Here is a 26,799-nt window from a genome sequence, read left to right as displayed (position 1 = left end):
GGATATATTAAAAGTTTAGATGGCAAAACACGAGGATATTTTGTCTTTTTTATAAAAAAAGCATCCTGATTTTCACGAAAACATAAAATGCTAGAATTTGAACAGATTTTTTAGGTTGTAAAATAGATTTATTCATTAGTTTGTAGCGAAACATGACATACTACTAAATAATGACGTTAAATTCTGGAGAGGTGTTTTTAGTGGAAGAACTAATCGCATTATATACACATGATGAAGTTGATCGGCATTTTAATGAACAAAAACTGTTTGATTTTTTATTGAATCAAGCGAAGTTGAAAAGTAGTGTTCAACGAGTGAAAAACGGGCGGATTTTAAATTTAAGATGCAGTGATGAAACGATTTTTTTTATTGAAAAAGGAATTGTGTCAATCTCGGTCGATGAGAGCATTTTATATTTCACGGGTGCAAACCGATTTGTCGGACTTGAAAGCTTGCTTTTCCACGATAGCAACGATTTAGAGTTTACCTCGGTAGGGGAAGTTGAGGTTTTAGAGTTTAAAAAAGTAGATATAATTGATGCTTTAATGAATATGCAAGAAGGTTGGCTATATGGCTATTTAATTAATGTGCATTTGCAGGAGCTACTTGTTCAGCAATATATGTTTTCTAAGATGCGAACCAAAAAACGTAGCAAAGAGCTTCTTAAAGTGTTAGCCAAAGAAGTGTCTAATGAGGATGAATCACTCATTAATTTACCAAAACAACTAAATTACACCGTTTTAACAAAATATTTAGGCGTTAGTTATGTCACAATCCGAAAATTATTTGAAGAATTTAGAAGAGAATCTTTTATTTTGGAAGGGCCTAACCGGTCCATATCCATCAATCTAGAAATATAACGGGTTTAACATGATTTGTTTTTTAACGGGTGTTTTTAGTTTTAATATATTCAAAAAAAGGAGTCACCTAATGACTCCTTTTTTGCTTAATCAATATACATATTCAACTAGTTTTTAAAAGCAAGCCCACTTAAATAGGCAAATAATAAGCCGTCTGATTTACGTAAGGATAAATTCGTTTGCTCATGAAATTTATCCATACGATATTGAATCGTATTGCGGTGCATAAAAAGTGCCTTAGCCGTCATACTAATATTTCCCTGATGTTCAAAAAGGGTAGCAATTAGCGGGAAAAGCGTCGGATCTTTTATAAAAAATTCATTTATATGCTTAGAAATAATGCTCGTATGTAAAGGTTTGGCAAATTTTTTAATACTAGCCGATTCCACCGTTTGAACGAGCGCCTTATCTCCTAAGTCAAAAAGCTCGCGTTCCTCGTCAAAAGCCGCGCGCATAGAAGAATACTTCGAATGGAAAAGCCCCACAAAAAAAATGAACTGGAAAATAAAAATCAGCTTCAAGCGTTGTCGCAACAGCACTCAGTTCCTCTTCCCCTAGAATTGAATCGGACGTCTCCTCAATAATGACCCCGTATGCACCCATTTCAAGTAACACAGCATTTTGGTTGAAAAAACTGAGTAAAGCTTTTTTCCACTCGGAAAATTCTTTTTTCGTGTACGTTTCCCGGCGCACATAAAATTGAATGAAGCGATACTCGGAAGAGCTCACATCAAGCGAAATCTCGTTTTGTGTAAATAAAAAGTCATACCACATTTTACTTTCTTCCGTTTTAAAAGCCGGCTTTGGAGTTTCGAATAGAAGGTGTAACAAATCGGCGTCACTTTCCGAAACCTCATCGCGATTAATTGTAAAATAGTAAGGTTCTTCGTAAAAAGTTAAAACGGTGTCACCCATTTCAATCGGCTTTGTAGATATATGCAAACTTGGGAATTTTTCCTTTAAATGATGGATGTTCAAAGTGTTTAGCCCCCATATGTTTTTAATTTTATTGTGACAAATTGAAGAGAACAAGTCAACTCTATAATTAGTTGCATAGTCAACTAGTTTTTGATAAGCTAGGTAGGCTAGTGTAAATTTTATGACATAAGGGGCGACATAAAATGGGAGAAAATCATGAACTTGTAGCGAAAACGATGGCCATTATTCATCGCGAGGAGCGGGCATATAAAGAGGCTAAACTTCAAGAAACAGGCTTGCGAGTCTCTCAGTTACGCTATTTATGGACACTTTATAAAGAAGATGGTCTCGCGCAAGAAACACTTTCTAGGCGCTTTTTGACAGATAAGGCAAATGTGACGCGCCACATTAAACAGCTAGAAAGGCTCGGCATGATTCGGCGCGAATGTGACACGCACGATAAGCGTGTACAACGAGTTTATCTAACCAAAAAAGGCCATAGCATGCGAGACTTAATTGAAGAGGTCACAAATACTTTCAGCGATACTTTAACAGAAGGTTTCTCGGAAAAAGAAAAAAAAGAAATGTTGCGTCTCCTCGTTCAGATGGCAGATAATGCGCGACGTTTTGCAGAAAGGAGTTCAGAAGAGTGAAAGAACAAAGTAAAAGGCTTGGTGTAGAAGGAATTGGTTCCTTAATGGCACGCCTTTCGATTCCTGCTTTTGTAGGTATGTTTGTGATGGGCATGTATAACATTGTTGATACCATTTTTGTTTCATACGGCGTCGGTTCAGACGGTGTAGCGGCACTTTCCATCGCCTTTCCAGTCCAAATGATTTTAATGGCCATGGCCGCGATGTTCGGAATTGGGGGCGCCTCCATTATTTCGCGGTCATTAGGCGCAGGTGAGCAAGAAAGAGCGAATCAAATTTTCCATCAGGTTATCTGGCTTGTTATTTTATCAAGTATTTTTATTGCTATTGTTACATTTATTTTTATTGACCCACTAATTACGATTTTTGGGGCTCCGGCCGAAATTCATACAATGACAAAAGATTTCCTATCGCTTATTTTACTTGGCGCGGCTTTTCAGACGTTTGCGATGGCAATGAATAATATTGTGCGTTCAGAAGGAAATGCTAAAACGGCGATGTTAACCATGATTATCTCGGCCGTTTTAAATATGATTTTAAATCCGATTTTCATTATGGGGCTTCATATGGGGGTTCGCGGTTCCGCGCTCGCCACTGTTATCGCCCAAGCCGTAGGCGCTGTTTGGCTGCTCATTTACTTTTTATCAGGAAAAAGTACTTTATCTTTAAACGGTTTTAAATTTCGCCTAGACGGCAAGCTTAGTTTGCGCATCATGGCGATTGGTTTTCCGTCGTTCATTATGATGTCAGCGGGTAGCGTTGTGACGATTGCTGTTAACTGGATGTTGCAACTTTTCGGCGGAACACTTGCGATTGCGGTTTATGGTGTGGCAAACCGAATTGCGAGCTTTGTGATTATGCCGATTAATGGGATTACGCAAGGGATGCAACCAATTGTTGGCTTTAATTATGGTTCACGACAACTGGACCGCGTTATTCGCGCGGTTAAACTAGGAATGATTGTGGCGACAATACTATCCCTTATCGCGTGGGGTGTCGTGGAACTTTTCCCGAGCCAACTGGTTAGAATCTTTTCTGATGAGCCTGAGATGATTTCTGAGGGAACGAATGCCCTTCGGTTGATGCTTCTTGCAGCCCCGACAATTGGTTTTCAAATTGTGTGCGGTGGACTTTATCAGGCGCTTGGACAAGCACGCATTTCATTTGTCATTTCATTAATGCGCCAAATTATTTGTCTTGTCCCATTACTGCTCATCTTACCGCAGTTTTTTGGCCTAATGGGCGTCTGGTATGCTTTTCCGATAGCAGATGTCATTGCCTTCTCCGTCTGCTTTTTCATACTCACCAAAACGTGGCGACATATGTTTAAGAATCCAGATATGGTCTAATGCTACCTGTTCAGGTAGCTTTTTTGTTGCGCTAAATAGCGTTTAATTCGCACCGTTTTCGGGAATTTTAAGGTATATTGCCTTTAGTTTTCAAAATTTTATTTCAAAAAATTCTCGATATTTATCTACAGATATATTACACTTAATATAGAAAGTGTTAATTATTTTACTTTTTTAAATAAGAAAGGGTTAAAAATTTACATTGTTGTGAATTTTTGAAATAAAGGGCACTCAAACGAAAGGAAGTGAGAATATGGATAAACAAAAAATCATTTTAATTGGAAATGGAGATGTCGGATCCAGTTACGCCTTCGCTCTTGTTGCACAAGATGTTGGGCAGGAACTAGGAATTATTGATTTGGATAAAAGTAAGGTGGAAGGTGATGCGCTTGATTTAGCGCACGGCCTTGCGTATACACGACCTAAAAAAATATTTTCGGCAAGTTACACAGATTGTTCAGATGCCGATTTAGTGGTCATAACAGCAGGAGCGGCTCAAAAGGACGGCGAAACGCGACTGGATTTAGTTGCAAAAAATATTCAAATTGTAAAAAGCATTGTGGATGAGGTAATGAAATCGGGTTTTGATGGCATTTTTCTTATTGCAAGTAACCCTGTTGATATTTTAACGTATGCGGTTCAACGTTTTTCTGGCTTGCCTAAACATCGTGTTATTGGTTCCGGAACCTCGCTCGATTCGGCGCGCTTTAGACAGTCGATTGCAGAACTGACGGGAGTCGATGCAAGAGACGTGCACGCCTATATTTTGGGCGAACATGGCGATACGCAGTTTCCAGTTTGGTCACATGCGAATATTGGCGGGATGCAGGTGGATGAATGGCTGAAGACGCATCCGGAAATTGATGAGGCGGAATTAAAACACCTTTTTATAAGTGTGCGTGATGCGGCGTATACGATTATTGATAAAAAGGGGTCAACTCACTACGGTATTGCCATTGCACTTTCGCGAATTACAAAGGCCATTTTCCAAAATGAGAAAGCCATTTTGCCTTTATCTGTATTTTTAGACGGCCTTTACGGGGAAGAGGATGTCTGTATAGGGGCGCCAGCCGTTCTCTCTCGGAATGGAATCGAGCAAATCATTGAAATGCCTCTTAATGCGGTGGAGGAAAAACAGCTTGCCTATTCTGCGCAAACGATTCGTTCGATGCAGGAATCCGCTTTAAAACAACTTGAGTAATTTTTTTATAGGAGGTTTTCAAAATGGAGCAAAATAACGCTATATTTCAAAAATTAGAGACGGGCGAGGCGGTCTTACTTGTCACGGGAATCGGCTATATTGTGGGAATTGTTGAAAAAAATGAGGCAGCCTTATTTCTCGGAGATGTGTATATTAACTGCTTATCTGCGTCCAGAATAAACCGTTTTAGCAAGGGGCTTACGGTGAATAAAGATCAAGTAATCGGGCTTCAAAAGCTTACGCAACAAGCAAAAAACGAGCTAATCGGCGCCTGGCAAGCAGCTATTTCACCAACTGCTGGTTAGTGAAATCAAAAGGAGGAAATCATGAAAAATCCGTGGATTTTAATTGGCATTAATGTCATTATCGTTGTACCGTTATGCATTTGGGCTTATTTTTATTTTATTCATGGGTATCCGACGCGCCTATCTAATGCGCAAAGTGTGGCGCAGACGTTTATTCGTGAGAACGACCCTTATAAGGAAATGACGATTGAATCGGTGAAGCGGGAATTTGATAATAATGAGGGGCAAAAAAACGGCTACTTTGCTGTAGTTACTTTTAAGGAAGAGCCTAATCGGGAATATTTTTTCACGGTAAAAGGCGACGAGGTTACGGCAATCAGTTATATGAAGCAAGTGAAAATGACAGAATAGATGTGGCCTGCTAGTATGAGGAGGAAAACCTATGGATTGGTATAAATTGCCACTTAGTGATATTTTTAAGAAAGTAGAGACGAACGAAGCGGGACTCGGGAATTCGGAGCGCGGCAAGCGCCTAGCTGAAAATGGGTCCAATGTTTTAACAAAAGGAAAAGAGGACAGTGAACTAAAAAAGTTTTTTAAGCATTTCAATGATTTGTTAATTTATGTGCTGATTGTTGCTGGGATTTTGAAAGGCATCGTGGGCTCATACATTGAAATGGTGATTATTTTCATTGTCGTAATTATAAACGCAATTATTGGCTACTCGCAGGAGCGTAAGGCGACGAACTCGCTAAATAGTTTAACGAGTATGTTAAGTGAAGAGGCGACTATTCTTTCAGAAAATAAAAAAGAAATCGTTCCCGCTGACTCTTTAGTTGTAGGTGATGTCGTTTTGCTTGGTCCAGGAGACATTATCCCGGCCGACTTGCGAATTATTGAGGCGTATAATTTAGTAGTTGAGGAAGCCATTTTAACCGGAGAATCGACCCCGGTCACAAAAAATAGCGATGTCATCACAGAGAAAGCCGATTTAGGGGACCGTCTGAACATGGTGTTTTCTGGAACGCTCGTTGGAAGCGGCTCTGGGAAAGGGATTGTAACCGAGACGGGTGATGATACGGAACTCGGGAAAATCAGTCGCAATTTAAAAGAAATGAAAAATACTGAAACACCGCTTATTAAAAAAATGAAACAGCTAAATAAGCAAGTTTTCTATATTTTATCAGCACTCATTGTATTTTTACTTTTCTATAGTATTTTCTATCATGATTTTTCAATGAATGAACTGGTATCCGCACTTATTGCCCTTGCAGTATCTGCTGTGCCAGAGGGCTTGCCAGCTGTTCTTTCGATTATTTTATCGCTTGGTGTGACGCGCATGGCGAAAGAGAAGGCCATTATTAAAAAAAATGCCCGCAGTTGAAACGCTTGGCAGCATGAGTGTCATTTGTTCCGATAAGACGGGGACACTCACAAAAATGAAATGAGTGTTGTTTCTGTTATTACAAAAGATGAAGTGAGCGACCATACGGAAAAGCCAATTGAGTTACGCGATGAAAGTTTAGCGTTTAGACGACTCGTTGAAATCGCACTTTATTGTAATGATACGAAAATCGATTATCATGATGGGAAACGGGAAGTGATTGGTAATCCGACAGAAGGCGCTTTGTTAGAGCTCGCTAATCGCGCCAATTTAAGTCAGGATAACCATCTTATTTATAAAATCCCATTTGACTCACTTTATAAATATATGGCGGTTCTTGTTATAATTGATGGGGAAAATTATATTTATTTAAAGGGCGCGCCAGACGTGATTTTAGGTCTTGCCAAACAACAAGTGGAAAAGGATACAAGTACGCCGCTTGATTTAGAATACTGGGAGAGCCGCATTAGCGAATTTGCAAGCAAAGGTCAACGTGTTTTAGCGGCTGCCTACAAAAAAGTTTCAAGCGAGAAGGAACATTTGACGCATGAAGACTTACATGACGAGATGATTTTCGCAGGCTTATACGGGATTATTGACCCGCCGAAGAAGGAAGCCATCGAGGCAGTTGGCGTATGCCGTGAAGCGGGAATTAGTGTGAAAATGATTACTGGTGACCATAAAGACACGGCGATTGCGATTGCAGAGGAAATTGGTATCGAGAATTATAATAATGCTTTAGTCGGAAGTGAGATTGAAGGTCTCTCTGACAAGGAACTGCGCGATGTTGTAGCGGATCATGATGTATTCGCCCGGACGACGCCGGAGCACAAATTGCGCCTTGTGACGGCAATTCAAGAAAATGGCCATGTCGTAGGGATGACAGGTGACGGGGTAAACGATGCCCCTGCACTGAAAAAAGCAGATATCGGGATTGCTATGGGGATTAAAGGCACGCAAGTTACAAAAGATGCGTCCGATATGGTGCTTGCCGACGATAATTTCGCGACCATCGTGAAAGCTGTTAAAGAAGGACGGCGCGTCTACGACAACCTTAAAAAGACGATTTATTTTGCGCTGCCAACCGCTTTTGCGCAAGGCTTGCTCGTTGTCGTCTCCCTACTTGCGAATATGCCACTACCACTCACATCCGTTCAAATTTTATGGCTTAATATGGTAACGACCATCACGCTTTCATTTGCGCTTGGATTTGAACCATACGCAAACGATTTGATGAAAAGAAAACCACGTGATCCAAAAGAGAATATTTTAGATAGCTATGCGATTATCCGTGTCGCCTATGTCTCCGTTTTAATTGCTGTTCTGGGCTTTGCAGTGGAGGCCTACTTACGTGGAAAAGGCGTGGATACAGCCGTTATTCAGACGACCTTATTGCAAACGATTGTGTTTGGTCAGGCATTCTATATGATTAATTGCCGCGAGCTTATTAAATTCCCGATTGATAAAGGTATTTTAAAAAATAATGTCCTTTGGGGCTCACTTGCGATTTTATTAGTGCTCCAAGCCATTGTCATTTATGTACCTGTTTTCCATACAATTATGGAAACGACAGCCCTAAACGTAACGCAACTCGGGATTTCACTACTCGCAGGACTCGGTGTGTTTGTTGTTGTCGAAATCGAAAAATTGATTTATCGATTGGTGAAAAAATAAAGTGTCTTTTTAAACTAAAGAAAACCACGAGCGAATTTGCTTGTGGTTTTTTATTTCAAAAGTGTTACGAATGAAATGGCGTAAGCTTTTTTTGCCAAATGCGATTAAGTGTTTAAGCTATGATGTGTCAATCTGTTGAAATCCCGAATGAATGGGGCAAAGTTATATATTTAAAAACTTTTATATCAGAAATTTAATTCTATAGATTATTTATAGAAAAATAAAAGGAAAAATTCACAAAAGATCTATATGTTTCATATTGATTACATGGTATACTAAATTCATGTAATTTGAAATAAAAATGAAACAAAGGGAAGCATTTTTATTTCAAAGTACAAAATATACTGAAAAGGGAGAATGGATATGAAAAAGGGTTTGAAATTTAGCTATGGCGTTTTAGCGCTATCAGTGGGGCTAGTTTTACCAACAACAGTGTGGGCAAACAGCTTAGATGATTCAAAAGCCGAAGAAGTTTTGAAAGCGGCTACAGAAGTCAAAAATGAAGTAGTCGAATCACAAGCAACTGAAGCAGAAGCAACGGTTAGCGAGCCGGTAGTGGAAGCACCTAAAGAAGAAGCGAAGGTTGAAGAAAAAACGGAAGAAGTTGTTCCACCTGCTGAAGAAAAAGAGGTACTTAAGGCTGAACAAGCGCCTACTGTTACTGCAAATGCTACTCCTCTTGCAACAGCTAAGCCAAATGTGAAAGTTGAAATTAATGCAGCTACAACACCAGGCTATTTTGTTACTGCAGAAAACGGAACATCCGTTACTTTTAAATCTAAACCTGATGTTTCCTCAATTGGAAATAAATCGGTTGTCGTTGTGGCCACTGACGGTGTTACTACAGAAGAAATTACCGTTTCATATGTAGTAGCCGATACGCAAAAACCAACTATTGAAGTTTGGGATACAGAAAATATTGTTGGATTAAATGAGCCAGATTGGTATGCAGAAGACTTTGTTTTAGTTGATGATAATTCAGATGATTACGAAGTGTTTTTTGCAGATGGAAGAGAAACTTTAGATACATCTAAAGTGGGAACTTTTAATACCGTTATTGTTGCACGTGATGCAGCTGGAAATGAAGCCAGTGTTACACTCACCTATGAAGTTGTAGACTTTGATAGTGAGTTTGATGATTACTATGATTACGAGGCACCAAGTATTGATAAAGCAAAATCAAATGCTTCTGTTGTTTATGGGAAAACACGCCCAAATACTCTTGTAGCTGCTATTTCTGAAACTAGTGATATGCCAGTTGGATATGTATTTGCTGATGATAATGGCAAGTTTGAATTACTTCTAAAGAATGCATTGAAAAATGGCGAAACCGTATATATCATGAGCATGGATTTATTTACTGGTGAATCCAGTGATATTGTGGAATACACATATTCCGGTGAAAAAATGATGGTTAATCAAGTAAGTAAAAATAACCAAACACCAGTTAAAACAGCAACAAAAGTAGCGTCTACAACGAAAAAAGACCCAGAAGTATCCGCGCTTCCAAAAACAGGTGATTCACCTGGAGCAGAAGGCCTAGTCGCAATCGGAGCACTTGCTACTTTACTTGCAACAGTTTATTTAAGAAAACGTAGTTAAAAAATGAAGACGCGGGACCTCCCCGCGTCTCAGACTGCTGACAAACGGCAATCTTCGTCGTTCCTGCCTTCCGTTCCGGTGCTTACGTACTCGAGTACGCTCCGCTCCGGTACAGAGGCACTGCCTAGAATCTCACCATTTGTCAGCAGTCTGATTTTGGTGAGAAGCGTTTTGTTTTGCTTAAACTTTGAGTTTTTCTACAAGCTGAGACGCGGGATTTTCCCGCGTCTTTTTTATGGGCTGTATCGTATTTCTCCAAATGAAAATGCTATGTTATAATCAAAGAAAAACGTAGGGAAGATTGATTTATGGCAAACGGTAGTATTATCAACCTTATTAATGGCATATTGGGGTCATTGCCGAACTCTGAACAAAAAGTCGGCAAAACGATATTGGCTGATCCGAATTTTGCTGTGAAAGCTTCGGTGCAAAGTTTAGCAAAAAAATCCAATGCGAGTGCGGCAGCGGTTATCCGCTTTTCAAAATCCCTTAATTTGGATAGTTTTCCGGAATTAAAGCGTCAATTATCAATGGAACTTGCCATGCCTAAAAAGGCAGGTTATTATGACATTGAGCCTGATGAGTCTTTTGATTCTATCCGAGAAAAGTTAGTGTCGAATATGATTCAAACCACTCAAGATACGGCTAGTCAGCTAAAAGAGGACGCGATCGTTGCTGTTTGTATGGAGATGGAGAAGGCGGAGACGATTTATGCTTACGGCGTTGGGGCATCGTGGCTGATTGCTGAAGATATTGCGCAAAAGTGGCTTCGGGCAGGTAAAAATGTGTTTTTATCACAAGATCCGCATGTTTTAGCGATGGCTTTCTCGGCTGGGAAATCAAACAGTGTTTTAATCGCGATTTCTAATAGTGGCGAAACATCAGAAGTTTTGCAACTGGCGAAAGAAGCAAAACGCAATGGGCTAAAAGTGGTGAGTTTAACGCGTATTGGTAGTAACAAATTAAAAACCATTGCAGACTTTGTTTTGGAAACATCACGCGCACCGGAAGCAGAACTTCGTAGCACGGCAACGAGTTCTAGACAAGCGCAGTTGCTCGTTATTGACATTCTTTTTTACTACTTTGCGTCAAAACGCTATGAAGACATGATTACCCATATACAAAAATCACGAGAAGCGACCAACCGTTTTCGGGAATAAAACGAGTGTGCGCACAGCCTATTCGTCTTCAAAAAGGCCGTCCAATTCGCGTAATCAATGAAGGAGGTACACAAAATGAGTGTTTATTTTTACGGATGCACATCCATGGATGGCTATTTGGCAGACCAAAACGGCCGCCTAGATTGGCTATACCAGACTGGGGCAGCGGAAGAAACAAATTATGATGCTTTTTATAAACAAATGGATGTTATGATTATGGGGAAAAAAACATATGCTGAAATTGAACATCTAGAAAATATTGAATCGCTTTATGCGCCAACAGAAAATTACGTTTTCACCCATGAAAAAGAACTTTCTTTAAAAAGTTTTAAGCCGGTAAAAGGGGACGTGGTTCGTTTTGTGCGTGACTTTGCGCCGGATAAAAATATTTGGATTGTCGGAGGAAATAGCGTTTTAGCTCCATTATTAGATGAAAATATGGTCGATAAGCTATTTATTCAGGTGGCTCCTGTTCTGCTTGGAGAAGGTATCCCGTTATTTACACAAAAACAAGACGAAAAGCGTTATCGTCTTGTGGAAGTGAATCAGTTCGGTCCATTTGCGGAAATGGTATTTGAAAAATAAGAAAATTTTATGACATTTTGATTTACACTACTTGTTAGGTTTAGTGACTTAACGAGTAGTGTTTTTTGTTGCGTTAGAATGTTAAAGTTATCACATTTCAAAGTGATAGTTTCGGTATGGATTTTGGGAAATACGTTTTGAAATATGACATTTTGACACATTATTTAAAAGCCCCATAATCCATAATGAATGATTTGTCAATCTTTTTTTTTGAATGAAAGGTCCGCAAAAAGTGAAAAGCCTCATAAATAGTATACAGATTTATAGAAATTTCATTGCTATACTGTTTTATAAATCTTAACTTCTGCTGGAATAGGAAGTTATTTTAAGGGAGTGAGTATCATGGGGGATTAAAAAACTTTGATCTATTTCCGAAAAAAACTAAATTACTTTTAATACGCATAAAAAGGAGCCAGGGTATGAAAAAATTTTTAACATCATTAGTTGCAGCTATGCTAGTGTTACTAACATTATCAAATGCACTTTTACCATTAACAGCTAACGCAGAAACGGGTGTAACACTCGAAGTAGGAACAGAAAAAGAACTTAGAGATGCCTTAAACAATGAGCTAGTAACAAAAGTAGTTTTAAAAAATGATTTAGCACTCAATGAATATACAAACTATGTGATTAAGCATGATGTCACAGTGGATGGGGCAAATCATAAAGTTACACTTAATAATAGTAGCTTTGTAAGTGACCTTTCAGGAGCGGCGAGTGTAGTTTTCTCCAATATTAATTTTACATCAAATGCAAGAGCCATTTTTAAAACAAGTGTTGTGAACTATTCGGTAACACTTGATAACATCACATTAAATGGCGGGGAAGCCGTTTCTAATACGAATGGTAATACTTTTATAAAGGGTAATAATAGCTTTACAACAGCAGGTACGAATGATGTATTCAATGTGAAGAACCTAAATTTTGACGGGGCTTCCACAACAACCATTAAAAATACTGGGAATGCAAATGCTATCCAAGTTTATTCTTTTGGTAATTTACAAGTAAGTGCAGGGGCAAAATTATCCATCGATTCAATGGGAATTGGGATGTATTTAAATGGTCCACAACAGTCACTTATTGTTGGAGATGCGGCTGACCTTAATATTGTAAGCCGATACGGAAGCATTAAGGGCGTTGAGGCGAGTGTTAGCTTTGGCACAGGAACAAAAGTCAAATTAAATTATCAAAAAGCCGTTATGTCATCTGATTCACGAATCTATGCAAAACAAGTTACGATGACAAAAAGCGCATCTGTAGAAGCGATTTCATCACCAATCAGTTTATATGCAGTTCAAATTTCACCAGTTGGTAAATTAACAATGGATAATGTGGCTTATTTCGATTTCCGAAATGAAAACCCAACTGGTTTAGCACTTTACATGGAAGGTAATGGCGGAGTACTCTCAACGACGAATCAGAATATGGCCGCATGGGAAAAAGGGACAAACATTTTAGGAACACCAAAATATGTATGGAAAAATTTAACCTCTTTGACAGACCTTTATGGAAATGTAAGTAATGTTTCAACTACAAATGTTCCAGCTTTTAAAACACAATTTGAAAATCAAAAATTCGAAAGACTATCGAATGACACCATTACAAATGACAAGCCAGTCATTAATGCAGCAGATAAAACACTTAAAATTGGTGATGCATTTGATCCAATGGATGGTGTAACCGCAAGTGATACAGAAGACGGCGATTTAACAAGTGCGATTGTTGTAACGGCAAATGATGTAGATACAACAAAAGCAGGCACATACCATGTCAGCTATAAAGTAACAGATAGCGATGGCAATGAAACAACCAAAACGATTACGGTTACTGTAGGAACAAATGATAAACCAGTCATCACAGCAAGTGATAAGACTATCAAAGTAGGGGACACATTTGATCCAAAAGCAGGCGTAACCGCAAGTGATACAGAAGATGGTGACTTAACAAGTGCGATTGTGGTAACGGCAAATGATGTAGATACAACGAAAGCAGGTACTTACCATGTCAGCTATAAAGTAACAGATAGCGATGGCAATGAAACAACCAAAACGATTACGGTTACCGTAGGAACAGACGATAAACCAGTCATCACAGCAAGTGACAAGACTATCAAAGTGGGCGATACGTTTGATCCAAAAGCAGGCGTAACCGCAAGTGATACAGAAGATGGCGATTTAACAAGTGCAATCGTAGTGACATCGAATAATGTGGACACAACAAAAGCAGGCACTTATCAAGTGAGCTATAAAGTAACAGATAGCGATGGCAATGAAGCAACCAAAACCATCACAGTTACCGTAGGAACAAACGATAAACCAGTCATCACAGCAAGTGACAAGACTATCAAAGTGGGCGATACATTTGATCCGAAAGCAGGCGTAACCGCAAGTGATACAGAAGATGGCGACTTAACAAGTGCGATTGTGGTAACGGCAAATGATGTAGATACAACAAAAGCAGGTACTTACCATGTCAGCTATAAAGTAACAGATAGTGCCGGCAATGAAGCAACGAAAACCATCACAGTTACCGTAGGAACAAATGATAAACCAGTCATCACAGCAAGTGACAAGACTATTAAAGTGGGCGACACATTTGATCCAAAAGCAGACGTAACCGCAAGTGATACAGAAGATGGCGACTTAACAAGTGCAATCGTAGTGACATCGAATAATGTGGACACAACAAAAGCAGGCACTTATCAAGTGAGCTATAAAGTAACAGATAGCGATGGCAATGAAGCAACGAAAACTATCACGGTGACAGTTGAAAAAGTTACTCAAGGAACGATAACTGCAGATGACTATACAATTGGTGGAAGAGGATACGTCGAAGGAACTTATACAGGCGATGTGGCTAAAATCAAGTTGATTGTCAATGGTGTAGAAAAGCAAACTATTGGAGTAACAAAGACACCTTATCAATATTATGCGAAAGATAAAATATTGAATGCAACAGATCAAGTTTATATCGTAGCACTTGACGAAAATGGTAAGGAACTTGATCGTGCTAAAGTGAACGTGAACAAACCAACTGCTGGAACAATAACAGCTAACGATTTTACAATTGGTTCAGATCCATATGTAACAGGAACGTATACAGGTGATGTTACTAAAATCAAGTTAATTATAAATGGTACTGAACAACAAACGATTACAGTATCAGGCAGCCCATATAAATATTTTGCGAAAGACAAAATATTGAATGCAACTGATGATGTCTATGTCGTAGGGCTTGATAATAATGGAAAAGAGCTCGATCGTGCTAAAGTAAATGTGAAAACACCAACTGTAGGGACCATAACTGGAAACGACTATCAACTTGGTGGGGACGGATACGTTAGAGGAACGTATACAGGTGATGTGGCTAAAATTAAACTTATTGTGAATGGTACTGAAAAGCAGGCGATTTCAGTAAGTGCTAGCCCATATCAATACTACGCTAAAAGCCTAATCACTAGTGTTACTGATATTGTATATGTAGTAGCGCTTGATAATAACGGAAAAGAGCTTGACCGCGCACTTGTAAAAGTTGTTCAAAAAACAACATCAGGTACGATAACAGCCAATGATTTCCAAAAAGGTACCGACAATAAAGTAATAGGGACCTATACTGGAGATATTGTGAAAGTGGGACTTTCAGTCAATGGTACAGAATATACAAGAATCCCGGTTTCAAATGGCTCATTTGAATATTATGCGAACGATAAAATTTTGGCAACAACAGATGTAGTAGTTATAACGGGTTATGATGCGGCTGGAAATCCATTAGACAGCCAAATCGTGAAAGTGACAACGAAAGCATCGACAACAGGAGAAATCCAACTTAGCTCTTATAAATATGGGACGGATAGTAAAATTAAGGGCACATATACTGGAGATATCGTGAAAGTTCGTGTTACAAAAGGTGGACAAACGTATTCCACAATTCCTGTGTCAAATAATGTTATTGAATATTATGCCAAAAATATCGTTACTTCTGTAACGGATGTTGTGATGATGGAAGGTCTAAATTCAGAAGGTAAAGTTGTAAGTACTAAGCAACTGAATATTTATACAGGAGATGGCACAATAACAGCTGATTCATATCGAATTGGTACTGATCAAGTAACCGGAACCTACACTGGAGACGTAAAACGTGTCAGCATTGAAGTGAATGGAACAGTGCAGAGTGCTATTCCAGTTTCTGGTAACAAATATGAGTACTATGCAAAAACACTTATTACAAGTCCTACTGATGTAGTGTATGCAATCGCTTATGATGCTACGGGTCGTGAGTTAAATCGTGTTCCAGTGACTATTTTAGATAAAACGCCCCCTACAGGTACAATTACTATGGAAAGCTATAAAGTAGGGAAAGATAAGCAAGTAAAAGGAACAACAACAGGAGATATTACCCGTATTGCGCTTGTAGTGAACGGAGTAGAACAATCTAAAATACCAGTGACGAATAATGCATTTGCTTATTATGCAGCTAATTTAATCACGAGTGCAAATGACAAAGTTTCTATGATTGGCTATGCTGCAGATGGAACTAAAGTGACAGAAGTAGATGTCACTTTAACCAAAGTGACAGGCACAATAACAGCAGATAGTTATAAAGTTGGTGCGAGCTATCTAACAGGAACCTATACAGGAGATGTTACACGTATTTCGGTAGAGGTAAATGGTACTGAATATCAAACAATTCCTGTTACGGGAAATAACATCTATCGATACTTTTTAAGAGATAAAGTAACAGCTGTAACCGATGTTGTAAAAGTTTACGGGAAAGATGATTTAGGTAATAAAATTTCTGAGGTAGATCTTGTACTAACCAATTAAATTTATCTCTAAGCAAAAATAATTCGGCGGTATGCGTTTGTAACTAGGCAGCAAAGTGTCTAATTACAAACGCTTCCGTCCAATTTATTTATAAGACATAAATTGTTAAATAAAATAAAAATTAAGCTATAAGAGATAATTTTGTTGTCTATTAGCAAGGAGCGATTTGAAAATGAAGAAAAGTTTGAAAGGTATGTCCATACTACTTGTTATTGCGGCTTTATCCATCACAGCGGCATGTAGTAATGATACAAATGCAAGTAAGAAAAAAGAAACGACAAATGACAAAGAATATGTTTCGAAAACCGTTAATAACATGAATATGAAAATTAATTCGATTCATACAACGGATAATGCCAAAGGTGACAAAAATATGGTAGAAATTAAAATGACTATTGACAATAAAGACTCTGGCGAAGCTAGCATAGGCGCTGGCGATTTTAAAATTAAAGCAGATAAAAAAACATATGATGTATTCCCGCAAGGTAATAATTTCGGTGATGTTATTGAAAAAGGCAAAAAGTTAACTGGTAGTGCCTATTTTGAACTACCAAAGTCAGTTAAAGAAGGCAAACTTATATATATACAAAATAAAAAAGATGCAGCAACTTGGGATATTAGTATTCCTAAAGCTGAGTAATTGGGAGGTAATCTTGTGAAAATCACAGTTTTAGGGATGGGATATATTGGCTTACCAACAGCCATTATGTTTGCTAACCATAATCAGGATGTCCTAGGCGTTGATGTAAATCCCCAAGTTGTAGAAATGTTACAAAACGGACAAGTTCATATTGAAGAACCAGGCTTACAAGAAGCACTAAATCAAGCAGTAGAAAAAGAAAATTTCCGCGTAGGTTTAACACCTAAACCGGCAGATGTGTTTATTGTGGCCGTTCCTACGCCTAATAACGATGATGCACTCAAATCTTGCAACTTAGACTATGTTTTATCGGCCGTAGAAATGATTTTGCCTTGTTTAAGCTCGGGCAACACAATTATCGTAGAATCCACGATTGCACCGCGTTCTATGGAAGACTTTATTAAACCGCTAGTTGAAAAAGCGGGTTTTACTATTGGGAAAGATGTTTTTCTTGTGCACTGTCCTGAACGTGTACTTCCGGGTCAAGTTATCCATGAATTAGTTTATAATAATCGCATTATTGGTGGTGTTACGCCAGCTTGTACCGCAGCAGGAAAACAGGTTTATGGTGTCTTTGTAAAAGGCGAATTAATCGAAGCGAAAGCGTCTGTTGCAGAAATGGCCAAGCTTATGGAAAACACTTATCGTGATGTTAATATCGCTTTAGCCAATGAACTTGTAAAAGTATGCGATAAAATCGAAATTAATGCACTAGAAGTCATTGAAATGGCAAATAAACATCCTCGTGTTAACTTACATCATCCAGGGCCAGGTGTTGGGGGGCACTGTCTAGCTGTGGATCCTTATTTTATTGCCTCAAAAGCGGAGGAAGAATCACCACTGATTCAAACTGCCCGCGAAATTAATACATCTATGCCAGAGTTTATTATAGGGAAAGTAAATGATTTAATGGCGGATAAAATACATCCGAAAATTGTCGTGATGGGGCTAACATACAAAGGGGATATTGATGATGCTCGTGAAAGTCCGGCAGTTTTAATTTATCAAATGCTAGAACAAAACGATGCGTATGATGTTGTGGTTTATGAACCGCATATTCAGGCAGATTTTATAGAAAAAGATTTAAACAAGGCACTAGATAAAGCAGATTTAGTATTAGTTTTGGCTGATCATAGCGAATTTAAAACCTTATCAGCCAATGATTTTTCAGAAACAAATAACGCTATTGTCATTGATACCAAAAATATATTAGATCTTTGCAAAAATGATAAAAATTATTTTAATTTGGGGAGTATTTTTGAATTAAAACATCATTTGGTGAGGTTCTAAAATAACTATAGGGGATATATAGTTTCCATGAAAAAAGAATATTGATTATTTCCCAAAATTTCCCTCCAGAAATTGGGAGTGCAGCAAACCGCATGAAGGGAATTTGCCAATGCTTAGATGAGGTCGCTGATGTAACCGTATGGACGACAGAACCACATTATCCGTATAAGCAACTTTATCAGCAGACTGATTTCCTTGAATGTGCTCCGGAAGGTATTACAATAAAGCGAATTAAAACAAAAAGCATTCGTTTTGAAAAAAATATTCTTCGGCGTTTTTTGCTATATGTAGAAGTTTTATTTCGTTTTATCAAATTAATTCTCACCGAATCTGAAACTTATGATGTTGTATTTGTAACGTCTCCACCACTTTCTGTTCCGTTTATTGGTCTTTTAGCAAAACGAAAATTCAAAGCCGAGTTTGTAGTAGATATTCGTGATTTATGGCCTGAAACATTAAGCGCCATCAAAGGTATATTTCCAAAAATTCTTAGAGCTTTGGGATACTTGATTGAAAAGCGGATATACCATCAAGCAGACAAGTTAATTGTGAATAGTGAAGGATTTATTAGCTATATTCAAGGAATTGTTGGGGATTCCAAAAAAATCCACTTTTTACCCAATGGACTAACAGATTCGGAGCTTGTGCAAGTACCGGTGTCACGAGTATCAGACAAAATCACTATCGTCTACACTGGGAATATGGGGATTGCGCAGGATATTGAAAGCTTATTTCATTTAGCTAAAAATTTTCAATCTGCTAAGAACGTTCAGTTTCTATTGATTGGTTACGGAAAATATTATGCGGAAATTCAACAAGAAATTAAAAACTTAGGTTTAAAAAATGTCATCATTAAACCGCCTGAATCGAGGCAGAAAGTATGGAAAAGACTGCGTAGTGCAGACATTGCTTATATTGGGCTAAAAGAGCACGCTATTTTTAAAACGGTAGTGCCGGGAAAATTAATTGATTACATGGGGGCTTCCTTACCAATTATTGGTGTGACATCTGGCTATTCGAAACAAATCATTGAAAAGGCAGAGGCAGGACTCGTTTTTAATAAAAATGAGCAACAAGAAATCAATAAAGAACTTTCAAAGCTTATCAATAATCAAGAATTACGAAGATACTACGGAGAAAATGGGAATAATTTTGCGCGGCGTCATTTTAATTGGCAAACAAACAAAAAGCTGCTTTATAAAATTATTTTTGAGGAAGATTAATGAAAAAAAGAGTGACAATGTTTCTTTGGAACGGTTTTACAAATGATGCCAGGGTTCTAAGAGAGTGTACGGCACTTTTAGACGCGGGGTATTTCGTCCAATTAATCGCTTTAAAAAATACGCAACCCGCTATTCAAATAGAATCAGAAAATTTCCGTTTACACCGAATAAGTCGTCAACTGATACCTTTTCAAAAAACGGGATTATTCTTAATAGGAATTATTATAACCATGTTTGCCCCTTTACTGGGCGCGTTATTTTTCGTATTCTTGTTAATCCTTTTAATGACAAAACTGCATTATCTTGTACGAAATTTAATCTTGATTGGGAAAATGACTGCGCAAGGAATGATAATGCGGACGGATATTTACCATGCCAATGATTTAAATACTTTGTTACAAGCCGTTTTATGTTCCAAAGTAAAAAGGAAAAAATTGATTTTTGATTCACATGAGATAAATACAAGTCGTTCCGGTTATGACTTACCTATTTATCGGGTTTTTGAAAGACTTTTAATTCGTTTTCCTGACTATGTTATTCATGAAAATGACACCAGAGCAAAATATTTTCGAAGAGTGTATGGTTTTAACCCAGAAGTGATTTATAATTATCCTTTTCTGCAAAAAAACACGGATAAAATAGACCTTCACAACCAATTGCAATTAGCTGAAACAGAGCCGATTTTACTTTATCAAGGTGGATTGCAAATTGGACGAGGGTTAGAAAATTTATTAGCAGCCGTTCCTTTATTCGAAAAAGGTACAGTCGTATTTATTGGGGACGGAAAACTGAAACAGACTTTAAAGAAAGCGACGCAACAAGCTAATTTGATGCACCGCGTGAAATTTATTGAAAAAGTTCCAGTGGAGGAGTTGCCGCTATATACAAGAAATGCTTATCTAGGGTTTCAATTGCTGAATAATACTTGCTTTAATCATTTTACAGCAGCATCCAATAAACTATTTGAGTATATGATGGCAGGTGTACCAGTAATTAGCTGCTCGTTTCCTGAAATGAAGAAAGTCATAAATGATTCTAAAACAGGAATACTCGTTGATTCATCAGATCCCGTCTCCATCGCAAATGCTGTCAATCAGTTGCTTAAAAGTCCTGATTTACGAAGCAAAATGAGTGAGCGCTCTTTAGAGGCTCGGGAAATTTATAATTGGGAAAAAGAGAAAATCAAGTTCTTAAATATTTATCAGAAATTAAGTGAGGATGAGAAAAAATGATGCGCAAACAAAGCGAAATAGACAAGGCATTTATTGATATAGAGACAAACAAGAATGAGGCGATTTCGCTTAAGTCAGAAAATCAACGTTTGGTGAACCAGATTCAAATGATGAATCAACAATTAAACAGTTCAAAACAAGAAAACCAAAAGTTGATGCAACAAAATGAGATGCTGCAGGAACAATTAAATGGGCTTAAAAGCGAAAATCAAACAGAACTGAAATTTTATGAACAATGGAAAGAAGTACAAGCCGAGTTAAGCGAATATAAAAAAAGAACATTCGAACTGCTAGAAGAGCAAAAAAAATGGCTAGGTGGTCTAGCAGAGGAATTTACGACCATCGCCAGTGAACGAGATGACATGAAAAACTTACTTTTTCAAAAAGAAGAAGCTTTAGAAATGTTGCTAGAAAAACACCAGAAAATGATGAATACTAAATTAATGAAATGGAATGGAAAATATTGGAGCTTACGAAAGAAAATACAATTAAAAAACAAATAACTGATTTCTATCACGTAATAAATAATTTTCAAACGGAAATTATTGCGGATATTCATCCTAAATTAATTTCAAATTCCCGTTTTTGTGATGCTAAAAATTGGTGGTACGTGAAAAAAGAAGGACTTCATGCGTATATGCTGGATGATGAACTTTGTTTTGCAAACGGTGATAGTCGTTCCAATTATGCTTCTTTTATGGAAAAAAATGTGGCTTTTTCGAGGTTTCCGAAGCATTTGATTCAAGTAATGCCCGGCGAAACCTTATCCATTCAAATAGAAGCAGAATGTTCGCAAGGCGTGACAGTAAAACTAGCGATTGCCGAATATAATGAGCATGAAAAAGAAGTGACAACACTAAGTTCATTGCAAAAGGAGCAGCATGTGACAGTGGGGAAAAATACTAAATATCTTCGCCTGGCGCTTAAAATCACGGGAAAAGGAATCGTTCGAATCAAAAAAGCATGCGTAGAACGAATTTTTGAAAAAAGAAAAGTAGAAACGATAATCGGAAACCCAGTTCAGGAAGTGAAATCATTTCGGGACTTAAAGGTAGCCTGCATTTTCGATGAATTTACAATGTCTAATTTCCAAAATGAGGTAGAATTAATCACGTTTACGCCTGAAAATTGGAAAACCGTACTAACAAAAGAAAAGCCACATCTTCTTTTTGTAGAGTCCGCTTGGCACGGTAACGGTGGAGCCTGGGAGTACCAAATCGGAAAGTATTCCAATGTAAGTCGCGATACTCTTTTCGAGTTATTAAAATGGTGCAAAAAGAGAGACATCCCAACCCTTTTTTGGAATAAAGAGGACCCAATTCACTTTGATAAATTTATTGATACAGCTAAACGTTTTGATTATATTTATACAACAGATGCGAATATTATCCCAGAATATAAAAAGCGAGCGAAGCATGAGCGCGTTTTTGCACTTCCGTTTGCTGCAGAACCAACACGCCATAATCCTATTCAATTAGCAACACCAAGGGAAAATAAAATCTGCTTTGCAGGTTCTTATTATGCCAATAGACATTTAGAAAGACGCCAAATTATGGATACAATGCTAGGGTTCAGCCAAGAATTTGGATTAGCCATTTATGATCGTAATTTTGAACGTCCTGAGCCGGAATTTAGATTTCCAGAAAAGTTTAAAGAGAACGTGATTGGGAGTTTACGTTATGACGAAATTGATAAGGCCTATAAAGGCTATCGTTTTATGCTAAACGTGAATAGCGTCATTCATTCCCCGACCATGTTTTCAAGACGTGTATTTGAAGGTCTTGCTTCAGGAACTCCCATTTTAAGTAGCTATTCAAAAGGTATTGAAGCTCTTTTTGGAAATATTGTCATGATTTCAGAAGAACCGAATGATTTACGGGCGCAAATGCGTACAGTCGTAAAAAATGATACAGCCTATTATAAAAAATCTTTAGAGGGAATTCGGGAAATCTATGAAAAACACACGTATAAACATCGCCTAAACTATATTTTAAAAAATATGGACATTAATTTACCCGTTTTAACAGCGAAAGTTTGTATGATGGCGATTGTCGAATCTGTAGAGGAAATTGAGATGGCTCTTGAAATATTTGAAAAGCAGAGCTATCAAAATAAAAAACTCGCTTTATTTATACGTAGTGTGGAAGATTTCGCGGATTTTAATTTTATTCTCAATCATTATCAAACGAAGACGGTATCTTGTTATTTACTTTCCTATATGGATAATTATACGGACTGTGAAAAGGTGTTAGAGGCGGATTATATGACATTATTAAACTTTAATCACTTCTACGGGAGTCATTACTTAAAAGATTTAATGTTAGCGACACTTTATACGGATGCGGACTTTATTGGGAAAGCTACGTATTACGAGAGCAAGGAAAATCAAATGGACGTTTTAGATGAGGGCTTGGAATATATTTTTGTTGACCATTTATACCCTTCGCGTTCTGTTATGAGAACGAGTTATCCGTTTCGTAAAACAATGAAGGTGTTACTAGAGAGTTTTGAACAAGATGAGAATTTAGAAGGTTACGCACGATTTGGTGCTAAAATGTTTAGCGTTAATCGCTTCAATTTTATCGAAAAAGGGGCAAAAGCAGGAGCACAACAACTTACACAAGTAGAAATCTAGGAGGGAAAAATGAGCAAGTTGCGTATTTTATTGTATGGAGACATTGATTTAAATTTTATGGACGGATCGGCAGTGTGGCTCACTTCTATGGCCCCATGCTTGCTTTAAGCCCAAATGTGCAAGTGGATTTACTTCTTAAAGCAAAGGAGCAAAGCACAAATTTAACAGAAGCCTTAAAAAAAGTAAATAATATTCGCCTGGTTCAACCATTTGATAAATTTATTCATCAGCTTTCTCAAAAGAATTCTCGCCTATCTGTAACGGAGGCTGTTCAAATCATGAGGCAGCTTCATAATGAAAATAAATATGATTTGGTGATTGTGCGGGGTTTTAATTTGGTCCGCGAAGTTATGAAGCATGAAGCATTTAGAGCGATTACGGTTCCATATTTGACGGATTTTAAACACGACGAGCGGTCAACTAGAGAAGAGCGAACGGATTTAAAACGCGTTTATGACCATTTTGACCACCTTTTTCTCCAAACAAAAGAAACGAAAGAAGCCTTTCAAAAGCTCATTCAGGTTGATGGTGCGAAAATTCAACTTCTTTACCCAATGATTCCTGATTTTGAAGATGTTCCGAGTTTTCGCAATAAACATTCTAGGTTAATTTATAGTGGGAAATTTCATGAGGATTGGCATACGGAGGAAATTATTGCTGTAACTAAGAAATTAGCAGCACGAAATAATCGGATTCACACACAAATTGTGGGCGATAAATTTCAGGACAGGTTGCGCGAGCGAGAAAATCAACTGCGCATCAAAAAAGCGTTAAATGAAACGCCTTCGATTGATTGGGTTGGCGCTGTTTCAAGGGAGGCGTGCCAAGACTTAATTGCTGAAGCGGATATTGGGATTAGCTGGAGAAGTGCTTCACTCGACAATGACGAAAGTGTGGAACTATCAAGTAAGTTGCTTGAATACGGGCGGCTAGGGAAACCAGCATTAGTTAGGCGTACGAAGATGCACGAGGCGTTACTTGGTGAAGATTATCCTCTTTTTGTTGATACAGAAGCGGACTTTATTGAAAAGACAGAGCACGTTTTAGAGGATGAAAAGCTTTATGAAGTGGCAGCTAAAAAAATGTACAAGGCGAGCCAGTCATTTACTTTTAAAAAAGCGTATGAACGGCTAAGTCCTTTTATTTGGTCCTTTAAAAAGACGCCGACGAAAATTGTTTTTGCGGGACACGACTTAAAATTTGCGAAAATGTTAATTGAGCATTTTGAGAGTAGCCCTGCGTATGAAGTGAGACTGGACGTATTTTCTTCTCATGAAAAGCATGATCAAACGCATAGTGAAGCATGTTTAGAATGGGCGGATGTTATTTTTTGTGAATGGGGACTAGGAAACCTCGTTTGGTACGCCAAACATAAAAAAGAGCATCAAACACTCATTGCGCGACTGCATTTCCAAGAAAAAGATTTAAAGTTTCTCGAAAAGGTTGATAGCGCGAAAGTGGATCAATTTATTGTGATTACGCCTTATATGTTAGAAGAATTTCATCGAATTTTTCAAATTCCAAGATATAAAATGTGCTACATAGATAATCTTATTGATACCGGGAAATTAGATTTAAAAAAAGAACAGGATTATCAGTTCCATCTTGGGATATGTGGCATCTTGCCTTTACGGAAACGAGTTGACTTGGCGCTTGATTTACTTGAGAAGTTGTGGCAGAAGGATAAGCGTTATAAACTGTTTATTAAAAGTAAACGCCCGGAAGAGCTTCCTTGGCTTATGGCGAGAGAAAAAGAGCGTGAGTATTATACAGAGGTATCAGAGCGAATTGAACGCGCGCCGTGGCATGATAATGTTATTTTCGACCCGCACGGGAATGATATACCAGAGTGGCTTCAGAAAATTGGCTTTTTGCTTTCACCTAGTGATTTTGAAGGTTCTCATGTTTCAGTTTCGGAAGCGATGGCAAGTGGTGCGGTACCGGTGATAAGAAATTGGAAGGGTGCCGATACAGTTTATCCGTCGCGTTACATCATTTCTACACTGGAAGAAGCCAAACAGATTGTTTTAGAAAGTGATTGGGGCGAGGCTTCTTTAAAAAGTAGAAAAGATTATGCGTATAAAAAATTTGATCGTGAAAAAATTGAAAAGCAAATAGAAACACTGGTAACCGATTTGATTCGAAAACCGATTTAAGGAGAAATAAATGAAAAAAAGAACAAAGAAAAAAGTAGAAAAATTGACCGAACTCATTCAAAGTGTGGAAGTATCTCTAAAAGGAGATTTTCTACAAACAAAATGTCAGCTTAGTATTAGAGAATCCAAATCAAATTATTCTTTTGCCTACTATGTCTATAAAACCGGTAAAACGGAAGCTATTGCGAAATCTACCTATACCGATCAAGATACACACAAGGTGAAACTTACAGAGGGCGGCGAATATCGCGTGAAGGTTTTCGTTATGCAAAATGACAATCAGGAAGTGAAAACAAGAACGAGTTTACCTATTCGTAAGACACAAATTGTAGATATCTGAAGGAGAACAATGAAATGTTACATGGAAAGCACTTTAAAAATGGCAGCGATACACTCGTAATTGTTTTTCAAAATGCAGCTAAGCCTTTAAATGACGCGATTCCAGCCATATATAACCATGAAATAAAAGAAACGCAAGTATCCGCTATGCATAATCGCTATACATGGATAAAATTTGCTGAACGCGTCAATTATGTGGATTATTTCTTTATTCAAGATTATTTTTCTAGCGTGTATGGTTGGTATTTTATTGATGCTGGTAAGTTAATATATGAAGAGTTAAATGAGGAATTAAGCCAGTTCATTCAAACTAATCGCTATAAAAAAGTGATTGCTTTTGGTTCCAGTAAGGGTGGTACAGGGGCTCTTTTATACGGTTTAATTAATCCATTTATCACCGATGTTTTTTCGCTCGTCCCACAAATTCGCGTAGCAGACTATATTAATACATTATGTCCGAATGAAAAAAGTCTGTTTTTTGCAGATAACGCGCATTTTGAACAACAAGTGAACAATCTTTTTTTCTCTCCGCAAATGTATACCCAAAAGCCCTCTAGTAGGATTAGCTTTTATACTGGCTTGTATGACATTCAATTCACCGATTTGCTTGAATATCGTACTTTTTTAAGGGAACAAGACATCCAGAGTAAAATTTTTGTGAATAGAGGGAATGAACGGCACACTAGACTCGTTAATCAGTACACCCCTTTTATTTTCAGCGTTCTTGAAGACCTTATTCGGGAGGAAAAGAGGCAAATGATGCAGCATGCAGTGGAAATTGGAATAGACAGCTATATCTTAAAAGCAGAATAGAGAGGTAGGTTTTTCTA

General features: G+C 37.8%; 23 protein-coding genes. 21 read left to right on the top strand and 2 right to left on the bottom strand.

Translation table 11 applies throughout. The annotated features are described in order from the left end of the window. Positions 1-200 precede the first annotated feature (200 nt). The gene (locus LFLEISCH_RS03710) at positions 201-860 is read left to right on the top strand and encodes a cyclic nucleotide-binding domain-containing protein (protein WP_007473127.1); all 660 of its coding nucleotides are present in this window, start codon (positions 201-203) and stop codon (positions 858-860) included. Between the two features lie 107 nt (positions 861-967). On the opposite strand, the gene LFLEISCH_RS15800 is transcribed toward LFLEISCH_RS03710, so the two are convergent. Next, positions 968-1,315, bottom strand: coding sequence for a helix-turn-helix domain-containing protein (locus LFLEISCH_RS15800; RefSeq protein ID WP_241432866.1), 348 nt, complete (start codon positions 1,313-1,315; stop codon positions 968-970). Continuing rightward, entirely contained in the window at positions 1,299-1,838 is a 540-nt protein-coding gene (locus tag LFLEISCH_RS15795; protein WP_241432865.1) for a hypothetical protein, read from the bottom strand. Before LFLEISCH_RS15795 ends, LFLEISCH_RS15800 begins: the two co-directional genes overlap by 17 nt. A gap of 143 nt (positions 1,839-1,981) precedes the next feature. Here LFLEISCH_RS15795 and LFLEISCH_RS03700 point away from each other — a divergent pair, with 143 nt between their 5' ends. From LFLEISCH_RS03700 to LFLEISCH_RS03610, 20 genes are all read left to right on the top strand, one after another. Continuing rightward, positions 1,982-2,431, top strand: a complete 450-nt coding sequence (locus tag LFLEISCH_RS03700; protein ID WP_007473125.1) for a MarR family winged helix-turn-helix transcriptional regulator — start codon at positions 1,982-1,984, stop codon at positions 2,429-2,431. Then, the gene (locus LFLEISCH_RS03695) at positions 2,428-3,780 is read left to right on the top strand and encodes an MATE family efflux transporter (protein WP_007473123.1); all 1,353 of its coding nucleotides are present in this window, start codon (positions 2,428-2,430) and stop codon (positions 3,778-3,780) included. Before LFLEISCH_RS03700 ends, LFLEISCH_RS03695 begins: the two co-directional genes overlap by 4 nt. Before the next feature lie 253 nt (positions 3,781-4,033). Further along, on the top strand, positions 4,034-4,981 hold the full coding sequence (locus LFLEISCH_RS03690) for an L-lactate dehydrogenase (protein WP_007473121.1): 948 nt from the start codon (positions 4,034-4,036) through the stop codon (positions 4,979-4,981). Positions 4,982-5,004: 23 nt separating this feature from the next. Then, complete coding sequence (locus LFLEISCH_RS03685; RefSeq protein ID WP_007473119.1) at positions 5,005-5,286, top strand: hypothetical protein; 282 nt, start codon at positions 5,005-5,007, stop codon at positions 5,284-5,286. 21 nt (positions 5,287-5,307) lie between these two features. After that, the gene (locus tag LFLEISCH_RS03680) at positions 5,308-5,637 is read left to right on the top strand and encodes a DUF3139 domain-containing protein (RefSeq protein WP_007473117.1); all 330 of its coding nucleotides are present in this window, start codon (positions 5,308-5,310) and stop codon (positions 5,635-5,637) included. A gap of 31 nt (positions 5,638-5,668) precedes the next feature. Continuing rightward, on the top strand, positions 5,669-6,610 hold the full coding sequence (locus tag LFLEISCH_RS15790; protein WP_007473115.1) for an HAD-IC family P-type ATPase: 942 nt from the start codon (positions 5,669-5,671) through the stop codon (positions 6,608-6,610). 60 nt (positions 6,611-6,670) lie between these two features. Then, positions 6,671-8,284: an HAD-IC family P-type ATPase gene (locus LFLEISCH_RS15785; protein ID WP_007473113.1), complete on the top strand. Its 1,614-nt coding sequence runs from the start codon at positions 6,671-6,673 to the stop codon at positions 8,282-8,284. A 363-nt stretch (positions 8,285-8,647) separates the two neighbouring features. Then, on the top strand, positions 8,648-9,886 hold the full coding sequence (locus LFLEISCH_RS03670) for an LPXTG cell wall anchor domain-containing protein (RefSeq protein WP_007473112.1): 1,239 nt from the start codon (positions 8,648-8,650) through the stop codon (positions 9,884-9,886). A gap of 308 nt (positions 9,887-10,194) precedes the next feature. Next, a complete protein-coding gene (locus LFLEISCH_RS03665) occupies positions 10,195-11,046 on the top strand; it encodes a MurR/RpiR family transcriptional regulator (protein ID WP_007473110.1) in 852 nt (283 codons plus the stop codon). 75 nt (positions 11,047-11,121) lie between these two features. Then, a complete protein-coding gene (locus tag LFLEISCH_RS03660; RefSeq protein ID WP_007473108.1) occupies positions 11,122-11,631 on the top strand; it encodes a dihydrofolate reductase family protein in 510 nt (169 codons plus the stop codon). 419 nt (positions 11,632-12,050) lie between these two features. Continuing rightward, positions 12,051-16,454 carry an immunoglobulin-like domain-containing protein gene (locus LFLEISCH_RS14575; protein WP_007473106.1) on the top strand — a complete coding sequence of 1,468 codons (4,404 nt, stop codon included), beginning with the start codon at positions 12,051-12,053 and terminating at the stop codon, positions 16,452-16,454. A gap of 172 nt (positions 16,455-16,626) precedes the next feature. Beyond that, complete coding sequence (locus LFLEISCH_RS03650) at positions 16,627-17,094, top strand: DUF4352 domain-containing protein (RefSeq protein WP_007473103.1); 468 nt, start codon at positions 16,627-16,629, stop codon at positions 17,092-17,094. A 15-nt stretch (positions 17,095-17,109) separates the two neighbouring features. Next, positions 17,110-18,384, top strand: coding sequence for a nucleotide sugar dehydrogenase (locus tag LFLEISCH_RS03645; RefSeq protein WP_007473101.1), 1,275 nt, complete (start codon positions 17,110-17,112; stop codon positions 18,382-18,384). 92 nt (positions 18,385-18,476) lie between these two features. Beyond that, entirely contained in the window at positions 18,477-19,607 is a 1,131-nt protein-coding gene (locus tag LFLEISCH_RS03640; protein ID WP_241432864.1) for a glycosyltransferase family 4 protein, read from the top strand. After that, the gene (locus LFLEISCH_RS03635; protein ID WP_007473097.1) at positions 19,607-20,839 is read left to right on the top strand and encodes a glycosyltransferase; all 1,233 of its coding nucleotides are present in this window, start codon (positions 19,607-19,609) and stop codon (positions 20,837-20,839) included. Before LFLEISCH_RS03640 ends, LFLEISCH_RS03635 begins: the two co-directional genes overlap by 1 nt. Further along, positions 20,836-21,342 (top strand): hypothetical protein, encoded by a 507-nt coding sequence (locus tag LFLEISCH_RS03630; protein WP_007473095.1) that lies wholly within the window; start codon positions 20,836-20,838, stop codon positions 21,340-21,342. The genes LFLEISCH_RS03635 and LFLEISCH_RS03630 overlap by 4 nt, the downstream gene beginning before the upstream one ends. Further along, the gene (locus LFLEISCH_RS03625) at positions 21,303-23,474 is read left to right on the top strand and encodes a CgeB family protein (protein ID WP_007473093.1); all 2,172 of its coding nucleotides are present in this window, start codon (positions 21,303-21,305) and stop codon (positions 23,472-23,474) included. Before LFLEISCH_RS03630 ends, LFLEISCH_RS03625 begins: the two co-directional genes overlap by 40 nt. A 74-nt stretch (positions 23,475-23,548) precedes the next feature. Then, the gene (locus LFLEISCH_RS03620) at positions 23,549-25,630 is read left to right on the top strand and encodes a glycosyltransferase (RefSeq protein ID WP_007473091.1); all 2,082 of its coding nucleotides are present in this window, start codon (positions 23,549-23,551) and stop codon (positions 25,628-25,630) included. A gap of 10 nt (positions 25,631-25,640) precedes the next feature. Beyond that, positions 25,641-25,970, top strand: coding sequence for a hypothetical protein (locus LFLEISCH_RS03615; RefSeq protein WP_007473089.1), 330 nt, complete (start codon positions 25,641-25,643; stop codon positions 25,968-25,970). A 14-nt stretch (positions 25,971-25,984) separates the two neighbouring features. Then, complete coding sequence (locus LFLEISCH_RS03610; protein WP_007473087.1) at positions 25,985-26,782, top strand: hypothetical protein; 798 nt, start codon at positions 25,985-25,987, stop codon at positions 26,780-26,782. Positions 26,783-26,799 lie beyond the last annotated feature (17 nt).

This window comes from Listeria fleischmannii subsp. fleischmannii LU2006-1, assembly GCF_000344175.1.
Taxonomy (GTDB): domain Bacteria; phylum Bacillota; class Bacilli; order Lactobacillales; family Listeriaceae; genus Listeria; species Listeria fleischmannii.
The sequence above is the reverse complement of the archived record's forward strand: the minus strand, read 5'-3'. Positions and strand labels throughout refer to the sequence as shown.

What these genes read in the sequence shown, in the direction of transcription:
- LFLEISCH_RS15800 (WP_241432866.1), bottom strand. Translation starts at nt 1,315, where the DNA reads ATGCGCGCGGCTTTTGACGAGGAACGCGAGCTTTTTGACTTAGGAGAT.
- LFLEISCH_RS03700 (WP_007473125.1), top strand. Translation starts at nt 1,982, where the DNA reads ATGGGAGAAAATCATGAACTTGTAGCGAAAACGATGGCCATTATTCAT.
- LFLEISCH_RS03690 (WP_007473121.1), top strand. Translation starts at nt 4,034, where the DNA reads ATGGATAAACAAAAAATCATTTTAATTGGAAATGGAGATGTCGGATCC.
- LFLEISCH_RS03685 (WP_007473119.1), top strand. Translation starts at nt 5,005, where the DNA reads ATGGAGCAAAATAACGCTATATTTCAAAAATTAGAGACGGGCGAGGCG.
- LFLEISCH_RS03680 (WP_007473117.1), top strand. Translation starts at nt 5,308, where the DNA reads ATGAAAAATCCGTGGATTTTAATTGGCATTAATGTCATTATCGTTGTA.
- LFLEISCH_RS15790 (WP_007473115.1), top strand. Translation starts at nt 5,669, where the DNA reads ATGGATTGGTATAAATTGCCACTTAGTGATATTTTTAAGAAAGTAGAG.
- LFLEISCH_RS15785 (WP_007473113.1), top strand. Translation starts at nt 6,671, where the DNA reads ATGAGTGTTGTTTCTGTTATTACAAAAGATGAAGTGAGCGACCATACG.
- LFLEISCH_RS03670 (WP_007473112.1), top strand. Translation starts at nt 8,648, where the DNA reads ATGAAAAAGGGTTTGAAATTTAGCTATGGCGTTTTAGCGCTATCAGTG.
- LFLEISCH_RS03665 (WP_007473110.1), top strand. Translation starts at nt 10,195, where the DNA reads ATGGCAAACGGTAGTATTATCAACCTTATTAATGGCATATTGGGGTCA.
- LFLEISCH_RS03660 (WP_007473108.1), top strand. Translation starts at nt 11,122, where the DNA reads ATGAGTGTTTATTTTTACGGATGCACATCCATGGATGGCTATTTGGCA.
- LFLEISCH_RS14575 (WP_007473106.1), top strand. Translation starts at nt 12,051, where the DNA reads ATGAAAAAATTTTTAACATCATTAGTTGCAGCTATGCTAGTGTTACTA.
- LFLEISCH_RS03650 (WP_007473103.1), top strand. Translation starts at nt 16,627, where the DNA reads ATGAAGAAAAGTTTGAAAGGTATGTCCATACTACTTGTTATTGCGGCT.
- LFLEISCH_RS03640 (WP_241432864.1), top strand. Translation starts at nt 18,477, where the DNA reads ATGAAGGGAATTTGCCAATGCTTAGATGAGGTCGCTGATGTAACCGTA.
- LFLEISCH_RS03635 (WP_007473097.1), top strand. Translation starts at nt 19,607, where the DNA reads ATGAAAAAAAGAGTGACAATGTTTCTTTGGAACGGTTTTACAAATGAT.
- LFLEISCH_RS03630 (WP_007473095.1), top strand. Translation starts at nt 20,836, where the DNA reads ATGATGCGCAAACAAAGCGAAATAGACAAGGCATTTATTGATATAGAG.
- LFLEISCH_RS03615 (WP_007473089.1), top strand. Translation starts at nt 25,641, where the DNA reads ATGAAAAAAAGAACAAAGAAAAAAGTAGAAAAATTGACCGAACTCATT.
- LFLEISCH_RS03610 (WP_007473087.1), top strand. Translation starts at nt 25,985, where the DNA reads ATGTTACATGGAAAGCACTTTAAAAATGGCAGCGATACACTCGTAATT.